We start from the raw sequence: 18,271 nt of genomic DNA, 5'->3' as shown, positions 1-18,271 counted from the left end.
GTCTCCTTCAGAGATTTCAAGTGCGATTTGATACGCTCCGGAGATTTAAGCGAACAATCAACGATAATAGTGGGCTGAACCTGATTTAACTTAATCGACATGGCCACCGTTAACGACAATTATTTGAAGCTGAAAGCAGGCTATCTGTTCCCCGAAATTGCCCGCCGGGTCAATGCTTTCGCTCAGGCGAATCCGGATGCTCCAATTATTCGCTTAGGCATTGGAGATGTGACTGAGCCTTTACCGGAAGCCTGTCGAACCGCCATGATTCAAGCGGTGGAAGATATGGGCGATCGTGGTCTCTTCAAAGGCTATGGACCTGAGCAGGGATATGAATGGCTCAGAGAGAAAATTGCGAAACACGATTTTCAGGCGCGGGGCTGTGAGATTGATGCGTCTGAGATTTTCGTATCGGATGGATCGAAGTGCGATACGGGCAATATTCTGGAAATTTTTGGAAAAGGCAATACGATCGCGGTCACTGATCCGGTTTACCCTGTGTACGTCGATACGAATGTGATGGCAGGGAATACCGGAGACGCGAATGAGAAAGGCGAGTATGCTGGACTCGTTTATTTGCCGATTTCGGCTGAGAATAACTTCACGGCTGAGATTCCGTCTCAGAAAGTGGATTTAGTCTATCTCTGCTTTCCGAACAATCCAACGGGTGCAACAGCGACAAAAGAGTATCTGAAAGCTTGGGTGGATTATGCGAAGGCAAATGGCACGATCATTTTCTTTGATGCAGCTTATGAAGCCTTTGTGACCGATGAGAGTCTGCCGCGATCGATTTATGAAATTGAAGGCGCACGTGATTGTGCGATCGAATTTCGCTCGTTCTCGAAAAATGCAGGCTTTACCGGAACCCGATGCGCGTTTACCGTGGTGCCCAAAACTTTGACGGCAAAAGCAGCTGATGGCTCAGATGTCGAATTGTGGAAACTGTGGAATCGTCGGCAATCGACTAAATTCAACGGCGTGTCTTACATTGTTCAGCGCGGTGCAGAAGCGGTTTACTCGGAAGCTGGTCAAGCCCAGACGAAGACCTTAGTCAACTTCTACTTAGAAAATGCCAAGATCATTCGGGAACAACTCACGGCAGCAGGTCTGTCTGTGTATGGTGGAGTGAATGCGCCTTATGTGTGGGTGAAGACTCCGAATGGATTATCGAGTTGGGATTTCTTCGATAAGTTGCTGGATGTATGTAATGTGGTTGGAACTCCCGGTTCAGGTTTTGGGGCGGCAGGTGAAGGCTATTTCCGCATCTCAGCGTTTAACAGTCGCGAGAATGTGATTGAGGCAATGAAGCGGATTACGGCGAAGTTTTAGCACAAGTTGTCGATCGTACTGAATTTGTGGTTGCGAGAGATCTCACTCTTCCTTAATTCCTCTTTGTTTGAGAGGAAAGCGGAATGTAGGGGGATCTCTTGCTACTTTTGAACAAGGAGTTGGGAAAACAGCTTGACCAACCGAAGGCGGTGGAAATTTGTCTCCTCAAATCAATTTATCAATTTGGGAGTGCATTGGTGCTGCTCGATTGTTTAGTGGAGGAATCAGCTCGTGATCATTAACATTCGCAATCGCTTCTCCAGGTTTAGAAAGAAAAAAGGACATCCGAATCGGATTCAGCAAGTGCAGACAGAATTGCTCGACGAATCAACACTCAGTCTGCATTACCTCATTCTGATCATGGGTTCCTGCGCGATCGCGACTTTTGGGTTGCTTTCAAACAGTGCGGCTGTGATTATTGGCGCGATGATTATTGCTCCCTTGATGTTACCGATTCGCGGAATTGCTTTTGGTGCTTTGTCAGGAGACTTAGAGCTATTTCGCAAGGGTGCGATCGCAGTGATTGTCGGGACGCTTTTAGCCTTGCTGATGTCTTTGCTGCTAGGACTGATGGTTGGATTACCGAGCTATGGAAGTGAAGTGCTTGCTCGATCGCGACCGACCCTTTTAGATTTGGGGGTCGCCGTGGTCGCCGGGGCAATTAGTGCCTACGCTAAGGCAGAACCGAGAATTTCTGGAACTCTGGCAGGAACCGCGATCGCCGTTGCACTAATGCCTCCGGTATGTACGATTGGGTTAGGACTTGCGCAGACGAATAGTTCTCTCAGTCTCGGCGCAACTCTGCTCTATTTGACTAATCTACTGGGCATTGCGCTCTCTTGTGCGCTAACGTTCTTGCTGATTGGATATGCTCCATTCAAACGTGCTCGGAAAGCTCTGATTTGGATGCTGGTGCTGACCTCTGTTTTGCTGCTTCCTTTGGGAGTCAGCTTTGCACGATTGGTACGTCAAGCACAGCTCGAAATGAGTCTTGAACGGGCGTTACTCAATCGCACGGTCACGTTTCAACGCATGGAACTGCTCAATATTCAAACGAATTGGTTGACGACACCGCCCGAAGTGTATTTGAGTGTGCGCTCAAGAGGAGAAATCACACCGAATCAGGTGCAGTTATTGGAACAGTTTATTCAGCGAGAAATGGGACGGCAATTCACGCTGATTTTTTCGGCGAGTCAAATTGAAGAAGTTCGAGGGCAACCAAACCCCTCTAACTCTACGCCTCAGAAGAGACGGTGATTTCTTGGCTTGAATGGGTTCGCACGGATTCGATCGCCCATAAGACTGTTTCAGGGGTCGCAGGTGACGGTAAGGAAACCGTATCGGTCTGACCAAAGGCAGCGATCGCGGCTCGAATGCCTTCTCTCACCGACATGGCTAACATAAACGGCGGCTCACCTACAGCTTTACTGCCATAGATCACTCCATCTTGAGCAGCACGTTTGAGCAAGTGAACATTAAATGCTTCTGGAATCTCACAAATCGTTGGAATTTTATAAGTACTTGGCGCATCGGTGCGAAGTCGTCCTTGCTCATCCCAGACTAACTCTTCCATCGTTAGCCAACCCATTCCCTGAACGAATCCGCCTTCAACTTGACCACGATCGACAAGTGGGTTTAGCGATTCACCCACATCATGCACAATATCAACTTGACGCAGCTTGTAAGTCCCAGTAAAGCCATCGACTTCTACTTCGCTGACCGCAGCACCGTAAGCAAAATAGTAAAACGGTCTGCCTGTACAGGTTTCGGGATTCCAATGAATGTTGGGAGTGCGATAGTATCCTGTTGCAGAAAGAGAAACGCGAGCGTTATAAGCTCGATCGACCACTTCTGCAAAGCTGACTCTCGCACTTGGATAGCTCCGACAGTAAATCCAATCATCTTCAAAGACGAGATCTTCTGGCGTATCTAGGTCGAGCAGTTGGATTGCCACATTAGCAAGGCGAGATTTTAAAGTTTCACAGGCATTTTTAATCGCTTGACCATTGAGATCAGAACCACTAGAAGCGGCTGTGGCAGAGGAGTTTGGAACTTTATCTGTACTGGTATTCATCATGCGAAAGCGATCGAGCTTCACCCCGAGCGAAGATGCGGCAACTTGGAGCATTTTCGTGTGTAAACCTTGCCCCATTTCGGTGCCGCCATGATTCAGTTGAATACTGCCATCGGTATAGATGTGAATGAGTGCGCCTGCTTGGTTGTATTGGGTCTTGTTAAATGAAATTCCGAACTTGACGGGAGTGATAGCAATGCCACGTTTTTTGTAGCGATGAGCTTGGTTGAATTCAGCGATCGCGATTTTTCGCTCTGCAAAATTCGCATTGGCTTGCACTTCGCTCCAAACGCGATCGAGGCGATTATCAAAGAGTTCTTGCCCGTAATGCGTCGTATTTGTCTCATCCGAACCATAGTAAAAATTCCGTTCACGAACAAGCTCAGGTGGCAGATTCAGAGTTCGAGCAATACGATCGACAATATCCTCAATCACAATCATACCTTGAGGCCCACCAAAGCCTCGATAGGCAGTGTTTGAGACTTTATTCGTTTTAGCAATTGCACCTCGAACTTCAACATCTGGAATGTAGTAAGCATTATCAACGTGCAGCATTGCTCGAAGTAACACAGGCGGAGAGAGATCTAAACTCCAGCCTCCATCTGCATAGAGATCAACGTCTAGTGCCATAATTTTTCCAGTTTCACTAAACCCGACTTGATAGATTCCGAGAAAGCCGTGACGCTTTCCAGTTAAAGTCATATCGTGCGATCGCTTTAGTTTCACGCGCACTGGACGATCTGTTTTATGAGCGGCAATTGCCGCGATCGCAGCGTAAGGATTCGCCTGAGATTCTTTCCCACCAAAGGCTCCACCCATACGAATACAAGTCACAGTAATTTGATTCGAGGGGAGATTCAAGACTCGACCGATAATCACTTGAGTTTCTGTCGGATGCTGAGTCGAAGAATAAACTTGATAGTTCCCTTCCCCATCAGGAATCACCCAACTAGTTTGAGTTTCCAGATAAAAGTGATCTTGTCCATTCATGGACACTTCGCCGCTCAAAGTAAAAGCAGAGTTTTCGAGTGCGGTTTGAACATTGCCGCGTTTGACGGGATTTGCTTTTGAGTGAAAGCTTTGATGAGCGATCGCATCTTTGATGCTCAAAATGGGTTCAAGTGGCTCATAGTCGATCGTGACTTTCGAGGCTGCTAGGCGTGCTGCTTCCTCAGTTTCGCCCACTGCCCAAACCACTGCTTGTCCCCAATAGCTAATTTCCTCGGTTGGAAATAGCACTTCATCTTGAACAATCACGCCTGTATTGTTCCGACCTGGAACATCTTCAGCCGTGAGCACTGTGACAAAGCCTTCGACTTCAGCAGCTTTAGACGTATCAATGCTGAGAATTTTTGCTTTTGCGTGAGGAGCAATGACTGGATAAACCGAAAGCATTCCCAGTGGAGGACGTTGCTCATCGGTGTAAATGGCTTTTCCGGTCACATGCAGTTCTGCACTCTCATGAGGCTTATGTTTACCGACGCTCATGATAGTTCCTCCATTTCTACAAAGAATTTTTCTAATAAGTTCGCGACCAACAGCTTGCGATATGCAGCGCTTCCTCGGAAGTCAGTTAAAGGGGTAAAGCTTTCTCGTAAAGCGGGTTTGACCTGTTGAATCGTTTCGATTGTCCAAGGCTGACCGATCAGCAGATTTTCAACCTCGATCGCTCGAATTGGAGTGGCTGCTACACCCCCATATCCTAGTCGGGTATGAACAATGGTGTTGTTTTGATCTACATCAATTACGAAAGCAGCAGCAACAATGCTAATGTCATCGGTTCCGCGTTTGCCAATCTTGTAGGATTGGCTGAGGCGTTTGACTCCGTGAATTGATTTCGGAATGCTAATAGAAACAATGATTTCACCGGGTTTGAGATCCGTTTGACGATAGCCTTTGAAGAAGTCAGATAAAGGAATCGTTCGAGTTTCGGCTAAATTCGCGATCGTCAATTCTGCATCTAAAGCGAGTAAAACCGGAGGTAAGTCTCCAATCGGTGAAGCAGTGCCAATATTTCCGCCGATTGTGGCTCGATTCCGAACTTGCCTTGCCGCAAACCAATGCAGCATTTCATCAAGGCTAGGAAAAACTCCTTTCAGAGTTGTTTCAATTGTATGTAGGGGAACGGCTGCACCGATAGTCAGTCGGTTACTATCTTGCTCAATGTGCTGTAATTCTTGAATACCTTCTAGCGAAATCAGAATCGGAAACGATCGCCGATGATGGCTCATTTCCAAGCCTAAGTCTGTACCGCCTGCAACTAAAGTTGCTTCTGGATACTGTTGTAGTAGTTCTAATGCTTCTGAGAGTTGAGTGGGACGATAGAACTGTTGCGTTTGATTGGAATAGGCAACTGAACTGAGATCTAATGCAGATTGTCCTAATCGCTCTGAGAATTGATCCGCAGGCTGAGCATTCGTCACATTCTGAGCCGCTTTGCGAATCGGAATATAACCTGTACAGCGACAAAGATTTCCTTCTACTGAGAAATCATCCACTCGACCGTCATAGTAAGCAGAAAACAGACTCATGATGAATCCGGGTGTACAGTACCCGCATTGAGATCCCCCGGCTTCTACCATTGCCGCTTGAACGGGGTGAAGCTTTCCGTTGGCGATTCCTTCAACCGTGACAATTTCCCGACCTGCGATCGCTCCTATCGGAATCAAGCAGCTATTGACCGCTTGATAACATGCCTGACCGTCAGGATTGCGACCCACGATCGCAACTGTACAAGCCCCACAATCACCGTCCCCACAGCCTTCTTTCGTCCCCGTCCGCCGCGACTGTTGCAGATATTGCAGCAAAGTCATCGATGGCGAAACACCCTTGAGGCAAACTCGTTCTCCGTTGAGGGTGAGAAATAATTGGTTCTCTAAAGCCTGATGGGTCATGGGTTTTTTCGATAGAGGGTGGGGAGTGGGGAGTAGGGGAATTGAGAGATAGGGGGATTGGAGAATGCAGAGTGGAGATTTGAGAATTGAATCCACAATTTTGCTTCATCTCCCCACTCCCCACTCCCCACCTCCCTACACCTTCACCTCTCTCGCCTTATAAGCCGCCCAACCCCCATACGTATTAGAAATGTCCGGCAAATTGTGCTCATCGATCAGTGCTTTCGGATACAAGAAAGCCGTCGCGACTTCCCCATTCTCCAAATACACATCCGTTGCATACATATTCGGCGGTTCATTCGCCTCTAAATACTCAAATTGGGCTTGCGTCATCTCATAAATTTCTCCTGGAATCGAAATGCCGCCTGATTCGACCTCATGAATGGCAGGATGCCAATCGTCGCCCGCGACATGCAGCCGATAGCGCGGCTGAGTGGCAGTCGCACCGATAAAGACTGCATCTTGTAGGTTTTGATGGTCTGGCTGTCCCCGCAAGGCAGAACCACAAATGAACACACGTCGATTGTTTGAGGTCATATTGCTCGTCACGATACTAACTACTCCTTGTGTATGTTGTAGAACTCTAAGGCGGGATCAGAGTGCAGAATAGACAGGTTTGTTACCTTTCTTCATGCTGTCAAGATTCCCTTATCATCTGGGTGAGAGCCGATTGATGGCTCAGCCTATCAGTGTCGGAGGTGACTCGACTAAATTGATAATTTTGCTTCAAGCATGTGGTCATTCACACAATGAGATCACAAGCTATTCTTAAGCAAGCTTGATTGTATACAGTATTCTGAAATTCTGTAACAATCAAGGTACGGGATAATCATTTCGCGAGGAAGTTCGGTATGGATGGGCTAAAGGTGGTGATTATCGGGGCGGGAATCGGTGGGCTGACTGCCGCGATCGCGCTTTCGCAGTCAGGTCACACCGTCGAAGTGTACGAGCGGGCACAAGAACTGCGTCCCCGTGGAGCAGGCATCTCACTCTGGTCGAATGGGGTGAAAGTCCTGAACCGATTTGGCATGGGGAAAGACATTGCCGAAATCGGCGGGCAAATGGATTTTATGCAGTACCTCAGCACTTCGGGAGAGGTACTGAATCATGTTAATTTGCATCCTTTGATTGAAGAGGTTGGGCAGCGCCCTTATCCGGTCGCCAGAGCCGATTTACAGGCAATGCTGTTAGAGAAATTTCCGGGAACTGTGAATTTGGGATATCGCTGTCTCTCAGTTGAGGAACATGGAGAGCAAGTGACGGCGCAGTTTGAGAATGGGCATAAAGCGACCGGAGATTTGTTGATTGCGGCAGATGGCGTGCGATCGAGCTTGCGGCAATATGTTCTCGATCGAGAAGTGCATCCCACTTATCGCGACTATGTGAATTGGAATGGATTAGTCGCAGCCGACGAAGCGTTAACTCCGGCGAATACTTGGACAATCTATGTGGGCAATCATCAACGCGCTTCCCTGATGCCTGTGGGCGGAGATCGCTTGTATTTCTTTTTTGATGTGCCCTTACCCCTCGGAACGAGTGCGCCGCCTGAATTAATTCGCTCTGAACTGGCTGAGCATTTCAAAGGTTGGGCTGAACCCGTTCAAACGTTGATCGAGCGAATCAATCCAGAGCAGACCAATCGCTTAGAAATTTCAGATGTTGGTCCAGTCGATCGTATGGTGCGCGGACGAGTAGCTTTACTGGGTGATGCGGCTCATGCGACTTGTCCCGATTTGGGACAAGGCGGCTGTCAGGCACTCGAAGATGTCTACATGCTGAACCATTTCTTACTGACAACGAATATCAGCGTTGAGGATGCGTTGAAACGCTATGAAGCAGCGAGAGAAGATCGAACTCGCTCGATCGTCAAAAAAGCGCGCAATCGTGCAGAAGTCATTCACGGAAAAGATCCTGAAGTGACGGCTCAATGGTATGACCAACTGCGACAAGAATCGCCCAGTGATGTCACCGATGCGATCGCAAAAACGATTCTCACAGGTCCCTTGCAATGACCTATTCACTCTCAGCCCTCAATCAAATGGAACAATCTGCCTTCACCGATGCATTGGGCGAGATTTTTGAACAGACTCCGACGATCGCGGCCCAAGCTTGGCAGCAGCGACCGTTCGAGAGTGTGGAGGATCTGCATCAAGCCATGATCTCGATCGTGCAATCGATGACCTCTGAACAACAGCTAGCTTTAATCTGTGCCCATCCAGATTTAGGCAGTAAAGCAAAAATGGCAGATGCTTCTGTGAAAGAACAGGCAGGAGTGGGATTAGATCGGCTTAGCCCTGAAGAATACGATCGCTTTCATCAGTTAAATGAACGCTATAAAGCTCAGTTTGGTTTTCCTTTCATCGTTGCGGTGAAGAATCATACAAAGGACAGCATTCTCGAAGCGTTTGTGACGCGCTTAGAGCATTCTCAGAGTGCAGAAATGCAAACTGCGATCGCTGAAATTGCCCAGATTGCTTATTTTCGTCTTATCCAACAGGTAACCTCATGACTTTGACCCTTTTATCGATTAATTGTGCTCGTTTAAATCAAAGTATTACTGACCTTGCTAATATTGGCAGACTCGCAAATGGTGGGGTCTGTCGGCTTGCTTTTACAGATGCGGATTTACTAGCTCGTCAAACTGTTCAATCCTGGATGGAAGCAGCAGGGATGACGACTCGGATTGATGCTGCGGGAAATGTGATTGGTCGATATGCAGGTAAGATTGCTGATGCGCCTGCTTTAGCAACGGGTTCACACATTGATACTGTCCCGGTCGGCGGTAAGTTCGATGGGTGTTTGGGTGTGTTAGCAGGCATTGAAGTGGTTCGGACATTGCAAGAGAACAAGATTCGGCTGGATCATCCGATCGAGGTAATTGTTTTTAGTGATGAAGAGCGATCGGTGATTGGTAGTAAAGCGATGTCTGGCGAAGTTCATGAAGATCCAGGCTACTATGTGCGATTGGATGGTACGCCGATTCAAGACTGTTTAGCAAAAGTGGGTGGAGATTGGGAACGGATTGAAACGGCTCAACGCAATGATATTGCTGCATTTGTAGAGTTGCATGTCGAGCAGGGTGGCGTGCTGGAACATGCACAGGTTCCGATTGGTGTGGTTAGTGGTGTCGTCGGACAGTACCGTTTTGCGGTCAACATCAAAGGTCGCCCAAATCATGCGGGCACAACTCCAATGCATCTCCGCAAAGATGCTTTAGTTGCTGCCGCGCAGATTGTTTTACTCGTGAATCAAATTGCTTCAGAGACTCCGGGTGATCAGGTGGCAACGGTTGGCTATTTGACCGTTTCCCCGAATGCGACGAATACAGTTCCAGGAGAAGTAGATTTAAGAATTGATTTGCGAGACTTGTCGCAATCACATTTAGAGATGCTAGTAGAACAATTAAAGTCTGGGATTGCAGCGATCGCGAATTCGACCGCGACAGAAATCGAGATGCGGCAGACGTTGCACATTCTTCCGACGTTGGCAGCCCCGAGGATTATGAGCGCGATCGAGGAAATCTGCGAGGATCTTAAACTACCCAATATCCAGCTTCCAAGCCGCGCGGGGCATGATGCTCAAGAAGTCGGACGGATGACTGATATGGGCATGATTTTTGTGCCGAGTCGGGCGGGAATCAGCCATTCGGAAGAAGAATATACGTCACCCGAAGAGTGCGCGCAGGGAACGAATGTTTTGTTACAGACGTTTTTGAAGCTCGATCGTCTGTATCGGTAACCTTGGTGTTACTTATCAGAAGTCGAATTTCAGGTTTGCCATAAGGTGTCTTTTCAATGTGAAGTGGAAAATATGCTGAAGTTTTCCGTATGCTCAGCTATGTGGGCGTAACATTCAGCGTAATAAATTGTTCTGCCGGTGCGCGCGGTTTAGCTTCGTGCATCATCTTAGATTTGATAAACAGGATCTTATGAAGTGCCCGCACTGTAACACAGGAATTAATCTGGAAATCGAATATTCAAATGTTTGGGAATTCAATGAACCTGAACAGGAGGGAATGGGGTACTGTGTTAACTGCGGTCACTGTCCTGAATGCGAAGAACTAATCGTGTTGTTAGAGCATGGGAAGTACACTTTAAGTTCTGGTGGCTATACTTCCATTGATCTAGTGCACTTTCAAGAACTAATTTATCCTAAATATTCAGTTCGTCATGCTGAGCCTGAAGTCCCGGAGCGGTACCGTAAAGATTTCGCTGAGGCGTGCTCAGTGTTATCTCTCAGCCCAAAGGCGAGCGCCGCTCTTAGTCGTAGGATACTACAAGATATTCTACGAGAGAATTTCAAAATCAAACATGCTAACTTAGCAAACGAAATTGACGAGTTCATTAGTTTAAAGGACGTTCCTTCATATCTAAGTCAAGCTGTAGATGCTATCCGAAACGTTGGTAACTTTGCGGCTCATCCACTTAAGGACACCAACACAGGAGAAGTAGTTGATGTGGAGCCAGGCGAGGCAGAATGGCTACTTGATGTACTTGAGGCTTTATTCGATTTCGCCTTCGTGCAGCCGCAACGTCTTGCCGAAAAAACAAAAAATCTTAATGAGAAATTAAAGGCACTGGGCAAGCCGCCGATGAAATCCAAAACGTAAAGCGCCTCAACACCGGCAGAATAAGGCGCTGCACCCGACCGCTGGCAGCCCTCAGTGGGGATCTTAGAGATTATCTGTCAGTATTTAGTATCAAGCCGCTGTAATTCTGCCGGTGAGGTAAGGTACTTTAACCCTTTTGACAAGGAACAGCAGAGTTGATAGATGGATAGGCATTAAGCAGTATTAGGAAAATCTATCAGACAGTTCCAGTTGAAGCCTTAAACTCTTATAACTTTGAAGCCTTCCACCAAAAGCGATCGAGATCGAAACAACTGCTAGAAATTGCTAAAACAGGCGTAAAACGAGCGATCGAAATGAATCGACAGCAATGATTTGGATTAATGAGCAGTTAGAAGCCTTGAATATCAAACTCACCTAAAGAATCTGCACCATAAATATTGCCAAACTTAGCACCGATGGCACTCCTCAAATTGTGCTCCTCCCCAAAGACTGCAAAATGACGGGTAGAGAGGTCTATATTAAATAAAAAAGTTGGAAGTGCGATCGTTCTGATTGCCAAAGATCATCTCTAGCGATCGCTCTTCGATAGCCTAGAGCTATTCTCTGAAGACTTCATGACCACCAGAGAGCAGCCCTCAACGTTCGTGAGACTCTCTAGCCGGATAACATATGCTCTGAGGCCAACCGCAGAATCAAACCTATAATAGAGAAGCGTATTCTTTGGAGCAAGCGATATGTCACTCAGCGAACTGTTGCCGACCGTTGAGCAGTTATCTCATCAAGATAAGCTACGACTTATCCATTTTCTCCTTCTAGCAGTTGCTAAGGAAGAAGGATGCAACCTAGAACCAACAGAAGTTTCTAATTCGGAGAATATGCTGCTCCAGCAACTCGCATCTACTGAAGCCGTGGTATGGTCGCCTCAAACTGATAGTGCATCTGTCCAAGCACTGTCAGACCTTTTGGTCGCAGCAAAGGAAGCCCCCAATGCTTAGTGGGCAGCGCTATTCATTTACTGAACGAAGAGACAAGCTAGGGCGATCAGTGATCATGCCGTATATCCCTTTAACCCTTACACTGGGCGATCGCTCTCTAGAAGTGACAGCATTGCTGGATACAGGTGCGAGTGTTAACGTTCTGCCCTACGAGATTGGTCTACAGCTAGGGGCAGTCTGGGAAAATCAAACGGTATCCATTCCATTAAGTGGAAATTTAGCGCGGAGTGATTCACGCGGTATAGTCGTGTTAGGCACGATCGCACGGTTCCCTCCTGTCCTGCTTGGATTTGCTTGGACTGAGATGAGAGACACACCTGTAATTCTTGGGCACATGAACTTCTTCGCAGAGTTCAACGTGTGTTTTTACCGACATGAGTTGGCTTTTGAGGTTTGCCCGAAGGACGAATGAAGTTGATAGCCATAGCCAGCAGCCCAACAACACAGTGGAGCGGACGGTACAGAGTCTTCGCGCTTCGTTCCAGTGCTCACGCCGCTGCTCACTCTAGCCGTTATGCCGCAAGCCTTCGGTGGAGGGATCTTAAAGCTTGAAGTCTTCTACCAAAAGCGATCGCGATCGAAACAACGGCTAGAAATTGCTAAAACAGCAGTAGAACGAGCGATCGAAACCGATGAAGCGACAAGCAGCTAGAAGCCTTGGAGGTAGAACTGACATGAAGATTAGGGCGATCGATAATAAGGAATAGTTAAGTGTAGGTATAACTGTAGTGGGAAAGATGGATTCAGAAATTGAAACCCAAATTCGTGAGTGTGAAGCGCGGCTTTACACCGCCATGTTAGCCTCCAACGTATCTGAGTTAGATGTGCTCATCGCTGATGATCTACTTTTCGCTGGACCAACCGGTGAACTGGTCACTAAAGCTATGGATTTAGACTTGCACCGTACTGGTGGTACTCAGTTTCACGAACTTGTGCCTAAAGAGCTAGCAATACGGGTTTGCAGCGACCACTTCGTTCTTGCGTCAGCTAAAATTTTCTTGAGCGGCACGTATTTAGGAAATGCCTTTGCAGGCGATTACCGCTACATGAGAGTTTGGCATAGAGGCACAAGTGGCTGGCAAATCGTTGGTGGTAGCGTTATTGCGATCGTCTAAAGTTCTAAACTTGCTCAATCTTGCATCGTGGCAAATGGCAATACTTTGAAGTAATCAGTTCGTTGCTGAGAATTGACTTGCAGCAATGATTTAGAGTGAATACGGAATAATACTTGAGGGCTACTGGGGTTGTGCATTGGTAACATCTCAAAATCATCGAGCTTGCCAAACAAATTGCATCAGGTCATAAGCCATCAACAGCGATCGCAAAAGCACGCTTCGAAAATGAGATTGCATAACCTCTCTAGACTCGAAACTTAAACCTATACAAAGCGACCTAAATCAAAGTTGCTTCTATTCACAACTGAGCTTTTTTCATTGCCACAAGGTATCGATGAATCTTGCCAGAAGTTTTTCTCGATCGACAAAACTAGCTTTATCGCTTGCTGTCATCCGTGCAATCATTTCCCACTTGCCAACTGCACCCTCTACTTAGAACATCAACCAAAACCATGCCCAAACGTGAACCTCCAGAAAGCCAGGCTCCCTTACCACGATCGTCGCGGTGGTCTTACTGGGTGTTTGTCCCACTCTGCGCGCTTGCATACACTTTGTTTTGCTTTGCGTTTATTATGGCTGCTTGGGGCTGGCGCGGTGCACTAAAGCCGTGGTGGTATGCAGTAGCCCATGTGCTGACAATACCGGGCGTGTGGTTCCCCCCTTACATCGGCGCTCCATTGTGGGGTGGAATCATGGGTTTCGGACTCATCCGACTGACTCGGCGGATTCGGAGCCGTCGTCCTCCTATTCCACCGCGCTTATGAACCCAACACCTGCCATCCTCTGCACCGACCGAATCGCACGCTTATGCTTCGTTGCGCTTTGTCTATTAGCCTGTGATGCTGAATATGGAGTTTCCTACTTTCCCTGCCAAAAATAGCGCCTAGAATGTTGTTGGTGAGGGCAATGGCGATCGAGATCGAAACAACTACTAGAAATTGCTAAAACAGGAGTAAAACAAGCGATCGCAACCGATGAAGCGACAGCAATAATTTGGATGAATGAGCAGTTAGAAGCCTTGAACATCAAATACACCTAGAGGATCTGCACCATGAATATTGCCAAACTTAGCACCGATGGCACCCATCAAATTGTCATACTCCCCGAAGACTGCAAAATGACGGGTACGGAGGTCTACATTAAAAAAGTTGGAAGTGCGATCGTTCTAATTGCCAAAGATCATCCTTGGCAATCGCTCTTCGATAGCTTAGAGCAATTCTCTGAAGACTTCATGACCACGAGAGAGCAGCCCCCTCTCGACGTTCGTGAGGCTTTCTAAATGCAATATCTGTTGGACACGAACATCTGCATCTATTTGATTAAGCAAAGACCTCCAAAGGTATTGGAGCGATTTTCAAATCTTGCTTTGTCAGATATCGGCATATCCTCTATCACTGTGGCGGAACTAGAATATGGCGTTTGCAAAAGCCAGCAACAAGAGAAAAACCGTAATGCTTTGATGCAATTTTTAATCCCGCTAGAAATCGTTGCGTTTGATCAAGCGGCTGCGACCCTCTATGGCGCAATCAGAAGCGATCTAGAAAGTAGAGGACTGGTTATCGGAGCAATGGACATGCTGATTGCTGCCCACGCATTGAGCCTTAGCGTTACGTTAGTCAGCAACAATGTGCGAGAGTTTTCACGCATTGCCAATCTATCTCTGCAAAACTGGGCAGAATGAATCGCGACAAAGGGAGTAAATCTGACATGAGCATTGCAGCGATCGAATTACCAATGGAGAACATTGCTGAGTTTTGTCACAAATGGCAAGTGACAGAATTCGCTCTATTTGGCTCTATCCTGCGCGATGACTTTCGCCCCGACAGTGACATTGATGTAATGGTGCAATTTCACCTTACTAATTCAAAAAATCTATGCAAGGCGGGAAGTCGTTCTAGGGATCTCAGTTTCCCGCTAGGATGATAGAAACCTCACCGATCCAAGTTGATGACCGAATTTGTGAACCCACTCTTAGCACTCAACTACGAGCCTGCCTTTGAGCGCTTAGGAGATGATTTTTCCGATCGCGTTTCTGCCGCGTCTTTTCCGCAACATATTCTCAGATTTCGCAACGACGATATCTTGGCACAGTTGGGCTTAGATGCCGTAACGGATGAGCATTTCATCGAAGCGTTTGGCAAATTTCAGGGGCGCGATCCCCTCCTGGCGATGCGCTATCACGGGTATCAGTTTGGAACTTATAATCCAGCCTTGGGCGATGGGCGCGGCTTTCTCTATGGGCAAGTTCGTGCAAATGATGGAGAACTGTATGACTTTGGCACAAAAGGCTCTGGGACAACGCCTTATTCGCGTGGGGGTGATGGTCGATTGACGCTCAAGGGTGGCGTGCGAGAAGTTTTAGCAGCAGAAATGCTGCATCGATTGAAGGTGAGAACTTCGCGCTGTTTGAGCCTGATTGAAACAGGAGAAGGGCTTTGGCGAGGCGATGAACCTTCTCCCACTCGATCGTCAGTGATGATTCGCTTTAGTCGATCGCATATTCGCTTCGGAACATTTGAACGCCTGGATGCACTGAACCGCAAAGATTTGATCGCGATTCTGCTTGATCATGTGATTGAAATTTACTATCCGCATTTGATCAATGAGCGCGATCGCTATGCTTTGTTTTATGCAGAATTAGTTGAAAAAGTTGCTGATCTCGTCGCGCAATGGATGGCGGCAGGCTTCTGTCACGCCGTTTTGAATACCGATAATATGTCGATTACTGGAGAAAGCTTTGATTATGGTCCTTATGCTTTCATTCCAGCGTATCAGCCGGGATTTACTGCGGCTTATTTTGATTACTACGGGCGCTATGCCTATGCAAGCCAGCCTGAAATTTGCTACTGGAACTTGGAAATGTTGCAGGCTCCATTAAAGCGAGTGATTTCGGCTGGAGATCTGAAATCTGGATTGTCGAAATTTGTCGATCGCTATGAGTCATCTTATCGGCAGAGAATACTGTATCGATTGGGATTTGATCAGCTAGAGCAATCGATAGCGGCAAATTTGGTCTATCGAACTGTGCAATTTCTGCAAGCGTCTCAAATCGACTATCACGATTTTTTTGCTCAGATTACGCAACAGTTCGATCGCAGTTGGAGCGAGGATGCAGGCAATATTTTCTCTCAACGTGAGACTTCTAACACGGAGTTAGCAACCCTATTTGAAAACTGGCGACAGAGTTATTGCCAGGCTTTAAATACCTTGAGCCATCCTGAGCTTGAAGCAGTTCCGGCGCGGTTGAAAGCTTACAATCCTGACTTTGGTTTAGTTCGATCGGAGATTGAGGCAGTTTGGAATCCGATTGCAGATGACGACAACTGGCAACCGTTTTATGATTTACTCACTCGAATTCGCCATTGAAAGTCTATGCTGCAAACACCAGTTCTTTTAACGTCCCGCTTAATTGTTCGGATGCTTCAGCAGAATGACACAACTGCGATCGTCAATTACTATACTGAGAATCGAGATTTTCTAGAGCCATTTGAACCCTTTCGTCCTAAAAATTTCTACACGCGTGATTTTTGGGCACAGCAGATCGAAAAAAGCCTGATCGAATTTGGCTATGATCGATCGCTCAGGCTCTTTCTGTTTAAGAAAGATGATCCTAAAAAAGTTATTGGTGCTGTCAATTTCACGAACATTACTCAAGGCATTAGCTATTCGTGTAGTTTGGGCTATAGCCTCGCTGAGAATGAACAACGCAATGGCTATATGAGTGAGGCATTAGAAACAGCGATTCGCTATGTTTTTAATGACTTGAATATGCACCGAATTACTGCCAACTATATGCCCCACAATCGCCGCAGTGCAGGCGTTTTAAGACGATTAGGTTTTACGATCGAAGGATATTCCAGAGATTACCTGCTAATCAATGGCAAATGGGAAGATCATATTCGCACAAGCTTAATTAATCCAAATTGGAGAGTGGGATGAGTGACACTATTGCGGCGATCGCGACTGCAATTGTTCCAGAACAAGGCAGTGTTGGCATTGTCAGATTGTCTGGATCGGAATCAGTTGCGATCGCAAAAAATCTCTTCCACGCGCCGGGTCAGCAAACTTGGGAAAGCCATCGAATTTTATATGGATTTATTCGTCATCCTGAAACCGATCATCTGATTGATGAAGCGTTACTTTTACTGATGCTTGCTCCGCGATCGTACACGCGCGAAGATGTGATCGAATTGCACTGTCACGGTGGAATTATGGCAGTCCAGCAAGTTCTGCAACTCTGCATCGAGCAAGGCGCGAGACTGGCGCAACCTGGAGAATTTACACTCAGAGCGTTTTTGAATGGACGAATTGATCTGACTCAAGCGGAAAGTATTTCAGACCTAGTCGGAGCGCGATCGCCGCAAGCCGCGCAAACAGCACTCGCTGGATTACAAGGTAAACTCGCGCATCCCATTCGCCACTTGCGTGCTACTTGTCTCGATATTTTGGCAGAAGTCGAAGCGCGGATCGATTTTGAGGATGATTTGCCACCCTTGGATGAAGATCTGATTCGATCGCAGTTTGATCAAGTCTTAGCTGATGTCACTCGTATCTTAGACACTGCTGATCGCGGAGAACTGCTGAGAACGGGGCTGAAAGTTGCGATCGTCGGTCGTCCGAATGTTGGAAAATCGAGCTTACTCAATGCCTGGAGTCGCTGCGATCGCGCCATTGTCACGGATCTTCCTGGCACAACGCGCGATGTGGTCGAATCTCAATTGGTTGTGGGTGGAATTCCGATTCAAGTTTTAGATACGGCAGGGATTCGTGAGACTGAGGATCAAGTCGAAAAAATTGGCGTTGAGCGATCGCGTTTAGCCGCTGAATCTGCGGATTTGGTTCTGTTCACGATCGATGCTCAAGCCGGATTTACCGAACTCGATCGCGAAATTTACGATCGAGTCCGCGATCGACCTTTGATTCTTGTCATTAACAAAATCGATCTAGCTGAACCGACTTCAGCCCTACCTTCAGCCCTACAAATTGTGAAAACGGCTGCGGCTCAAAACCAAGGCATTGACGCACTCGAAACTGCGATTTTAGACACCGTTCAATCGGGACAAATTCAAGCCGCAAATATGGATTTGGCGATTAATCAACGTCAAGCAGCAGCACTGACTCGCGCAAAACTGGCATTGCAACAGGTGCAAGTGACGATCTCGAATCAGTTGCCCTTAGATTTTTGGACGATCGATTTACGCAGCGCCATTCAAGCCTTGGGCGAAATTTTAGGTGAGGATGTTACAGAATCAGTGCTCGATCGGATCTTTAGTCGATTCTGCATTGGTAAATGA

20 protein-coding genes are annotated in these 18,271 nt (G+C 47.2%); 17 read left to right on the top strand and 3 right to left on the bottom strand.

Features of this window, described 5'->3' with window-relative positions; genetic code table 11:
- Nucleotides 1–99: 99 nt before the first annotated feature.
- The gene (locus tag OU814_RS20080) at nucleotides 100–1,329 is read left to right on the top strand and encodes an LL-diaminopimelate aminotransferase (protein ID WP_017287009.1); all 1,230 of its coding nucleotides are present in this window, start codon (nucleotides 100–102) and stop codon (nucleotides 1,327–1,329) included.
- A 231-nt stretch (nucleotides 1,330–1,560) separates the two neighbouring features.
- Nucleotides 1,561–2,586, top strand: a complete 1,026-nt coding sequence (locus OU814_RS20075) for a DUF389 domain-containing protein (RefSeq protein ID WP_017287007.1) — start codon at nucleotides 1,561–1,563, stop codon at nucleotides 2,584–2,586.
- On the opposite strand, the gene xdhB is transcribed toward OU814_RS20075, so the two are convergent.
- From xdhB to OU814_RS20060, 3 genes are all read right to left on the bottom strand, one after another.
- On the bottom strand, nucleotides 2,564–4,891 hold the full coding sequence (gene xdhB / locus OU814_RS20070; RefSeq protein ID WP_268241906.1) for a xanthine dehydrogenase molybdopterin binding subunit: 2,328 nt from the start codon (nucleotides 4,889–4,891) through the stop codon (nucleotides 2,564–2,566). The genes OU814_RS20075 and xdhB overlap by 23 nt on opposite strands.
- Nucleotides 4,888–6,297, bottom strand: coding sequence for a xanthine dehydrogenase small subunit (xdhA, locus tag OU814_RS20065; protein ID WP_268241905.1), 1,410 nt, complete (start codon nucleotides 6,295–6,297; stop codon nucleotides 4,888–4,890). Before xdhA ends, xdhB begins: the two co-directional genes overlap by 4 nt.
- Nucleotides 6,298–6,432: 135 nt before the next feature.
- On the bottom strand, nucleotides 6,433–6,834 hold the full coding sequence (locus OU814_RS20060; RefSeq protein WP_017287004.1) for a gamma-glutamylcyclotransferase family protein: 402 nt from the start codon (nucleotides 6,832–6,834) through the stop codon (nucleotides 6,433–6,435).
- 314 nt (nucleotides 6,835–7,148) lie between these two features.
- Between OU814_RS20060 and hpxO the strand changes: the two genes are divergently transcribed.
- From hpxO to mnmE, 15 genes are all read left to right on the top strand, one after another.
- A complete protein-coding gene (gene hpxO / locus OU814_RS20055; protein WP_268241904.1) occupies nucleotides 7,149–8,309 on the top strand; it encodes an FAD-dependent urate hydroxylase HpxO in 1,161 nt (386 codons plus the stop codon).
- Nucleotides 8,306–8,806 carry a 2-oxo-4-hydroxy-4-carboxy-5-ureidoimidazoline decarboxylase gene (gene uraD / locus OU814_RS20050; protein ID WP_268241903.1) on the top strand — a complete coding sequence of 167 codons (501 nt, stop codon included), beginning with the start codon at nucleotides 8,306–8,308 and terminating at the stop codon, nucleotides 8,804–8,806. Before hpxO ends, uraD begins: the two co-directional genes overlap by 4 nt.
- Nucleotides 8,803–10,035, top strand: a complete 1,233-nt coding sequence (locus OU814_RS20045; protein WP_268241902.1) for a Zn-dependent hydrolase — start codon at nucleotides 8,803–8,805, stop codon at nucleotides 10,033–10,035. The genes uraD and OU814_RS20045 overlap by 4 nt, the downstream gene beginning before the upstream one ends.
- 190 nt (nucleotides 10,036–10,225) lie before the next feature.
- Complete coding sequence (locus OU814_RS20040; RefSeq protein WP_268241901.1) at nucleotides 10,226–10,906, top strand: DUF4145 domain-containing protein; 681 nt, start codon at nucleotides 10,226–10,228, stop codon at nucleotides 10,904–10,906.
- Between the two features lie 695 nt (nucleotides 10,907–11,601).
- Nucleotides 11,602–11,862, top strand: a complete 261-nt coding sequence (locus OU814_RS20035; RefSeq protein WP_268241900.1) for a hypothetical protein — start codon at nucleotides 11,602–11,604, stop codon at nucleotides 11,860–11,862.
- Nucleotides 11,863–11,917: 55 nt separating this feature from the next.
- Nucleotides 11,918–12,274: a hypothetical protein gene (locus tag OU814_RS20030; RefSeq protein WP_268241899.1), complete on the top strand. Its 357-nt coding sequence runs from the start codon at nucleotides 11,918–11,920 to the stop codon at nucleotides 12,272–12,274.
- A 72-nt stretch (nucleotides 12,275–12,346) separates the two neighbouring features.
- A complete protein-coding gene (locus OU814_RS20025) occupies nucleotides 12,347–12,514 on the top strand; it encodes a hypothetical protein (RefSeq protein ID WP_268241898.1) in 168 nt (55 codons plus the stop codon).
- A gap of 85 nt (nucleotides 12,515–12,599) precedes the next feature.
- Nucleotides 12,600–12,977, top strand: coding sequence for a nuclear transport factor 2 family protein (locus tag OU814_RS20020; protein ID WP_268241897.1), 378 nt, complete (start codon nucleotides 12,600–12,602; stop codon nucleotides 12,975–12,977).
- 452 nt (nucleotides 12,978–13,429) lie between these two features.
- On the top strand, nucleotides 13,430–13,741 hold the full coding sequence (locus tag OU814_RS20015) for a hypothetical protein (protein ID WP_268241896.1): 312 nt from the start codon (nucleotides 13,430–13,432) through the stop codon (nucleotides 13,739–13,741).
- A 287-nt stretch (nucleotides 13,742–14,028) separates the two neighbouring features.
- On the top strand, nucleotides 14,029–14,256 hold the full coding sequence (locus OU814_RS20010; RefSeq protein ID WP_017286994.1) for an antitoxin: 228 nt from the start codon (nucleotides 14,029–14,031) through the stop codon (nucleotides 14,254–14,256).
- Entirely contained in the window at nucleotides 14,257–14,658 is a 402-nt protein-coding gene (gene vapC, locus OU814_RS20005; RefSeq protein WP_268241895.1) for a type II toxin-antitoxin system tRNA(fMet)-specific endonuclease VapC, read from the top strand.
- Nucleotides 14,655–14,900 (top strand): nucleotidyltransferase family protein, encoded by a 246-nt coding sequence (locus tag OU814_RS20000; protein ID WP_268241894.1) that lies wholly within the window; start codon nucleotides 14,655–14,657, stop codon nucleotides 14,898–14,900. Before vapC ends, OU814_RS20000 begins: the two co-directional genes overlap by 4 nt.
- A 36-nt stretch (nucleotides 14,901–14,936) precedes the next feature.
- Entirely contained in the window at nucleotides 14,937–16,343 is a 1,407-nt protein-coding gene (locus tag OU814_RS19995; RefSeq protein WP_326498321.1) for a protein adenylyltransferase SelO, read from the top strand.
- A 6-nt stretch (nucleotides 16,344–16,349) separates the two neighbouring features.
- A complete protein-coding gene (locus OU814_RS19990; RefSeq protein WP_017286990.1) occupies nucleotides 16,350–16,916 on the top strand; it encodes a GNAT family N-acetyltransferase in 567 nt (188 codons plus the stop codon).
- Nucleotides 16,913–18,271, top strand: a complete 1,359-nt coding sequence (mnmE, locus tag OU814_RS19985) for a tRNA uridine-5-carboxymethylaminomethyl(34) synthesis GTPase MnmE (RefSeq protein ID WP_268241892.1) — start codon at nucleotides 16,913–16,915, stop codon at nucleotides 18,269–18,271. Before OU814_RS19990 ends, mnmE begins: the two co-directional genes overlap by 4 nt.

It is taken from the genome of Leptolyngbya sp. GGD (assembly GCF_026735145.1).
In the GTDB taxonomy this organism is placed as follows: Bacteria; Cyanobacteriota; Cyanobacteriia; order Leptolyngbyales; family Leptolyngbyaceae; genus Leptolyngbya; species Leptolyngbya boryana.
The sequence above is the reverse complement of the archived record's forward strand: the minus strand, read 5'-3'. Positions and strand labels throughout refer to the sequence as shown.

Bases quoted from the DNA above. Each gene is read 5' to 3' on its own strand.
- xdhA (WP_268241905.1), bottom strand. From the start codon at position 6,297: ATGACCCATCAGGCTTTAGAGAACCAATTATTTCTCACCCTCAACGGA.
- OU814_RS20000 (WP_268241894.1), top strand. From the start codon at position 14,655: ATGAATCGCGACAAAGGGAGTAAATCTGACATGAGCATTGCAGCGATC.
- vapC (WP_268241895.1), top strand. From the start codon at position 14,257: ATGCAATATCTGTTGGACACGAACATCTGCATCTATTTGATTAAGCAA.
- OU814_RS20045 (WP_268241902.1), top strand. From the start codon at position 8,803: ATGACTTTGACCCTTTTATCGATTAATTGTGCTCGTTTAAATCAAAGT.
- OU814_RS20015 (WP_268241896.1), top strand. From the start codon at position 13,430: ATGCCCAAACGTGAACCTCCAGAAAGCCAGGCTCCCTTACCACGATCG.
- OU814_RS20035 (WP_268241900.1), top strand. From the start codon at position 11,602: ATGTCACTCAGCGAACTGTTGCCGACCGTTGAGCAGTTATCTCATCAA.
- hpxO (WP_268241904.1), top strand. From the start codon at position 7,149: ATGGATGGGCTAAAGGTGGTGATTATCGGGGCGGGAATCGGTGGGCTG.
- OU814_RS19990 (WP_017286990.1), top strand. From the start codon at position 16,350: ATGCTGCAAACACCAGTTCTTTTAACGTCCCGCTTAATTGTTCGGATG.
- mnmE (WP_268241892.1), top strand. From the start codon at position 16,913: ATGAGTGACACTATTGCGGCGATCGCGACTGCAATTGTTCCAGAACAA.
- xdhB (WP_268241906.1), bottom strand. From the start codon at position 4,891: ATGAGCGTCGGTAAACATAAGCCTCATGAGAGTGCAGAACTGCATGTG.
- OU814_RS20010 (WP_017286994.1), top strand. From the start codon at position 14,029: ATGAATATTGCCAAACTTAGCACCGATGGCACCCATCAAATTGTCATA.
- OU814_RS20020 (WP_268241897.1), top strand. From the start codon at position 12,600: ATGGATTCAGAAATTGAAACCCAAATTCGTGAGTGTGAAGCGCGGCTT.
- uraD (WP_268241903.1), top strand. From the start codon at position 8,306: ATGACCTATTCACTCTCAGCCCTCAATCAAATGGAACAATCTGCCTTC.
- OU814_RS20040 (WP_268241901.1), top strand. From the start codon at position 10,226: ATGAAGTGCCCGCACTGTAACACAGGAATTAATCTGGAAATCGAATAT.
- OU814_RS20030 (WP_268241899.1), top strand. From the start codon at position 11,918: ATGCCGTATATCCCTTTAACCCTTACACTGGGCGATCGCTCTCTAGAA.
- OU814_RS20080 (WP_017287009.1), top strand. From the start codon at position 100: ATGGCCACCGTTAACGACAATTATTTGAAGCTGAAAGCAGGCTATCTG.
- OU814_RS20060 (WP_017287004.1), bottom strand. From the start codon at position 6,834: ATGACCTCAAACAATCGACGTGTGTTCATTTGTGGTTCTGCCTTGCGG.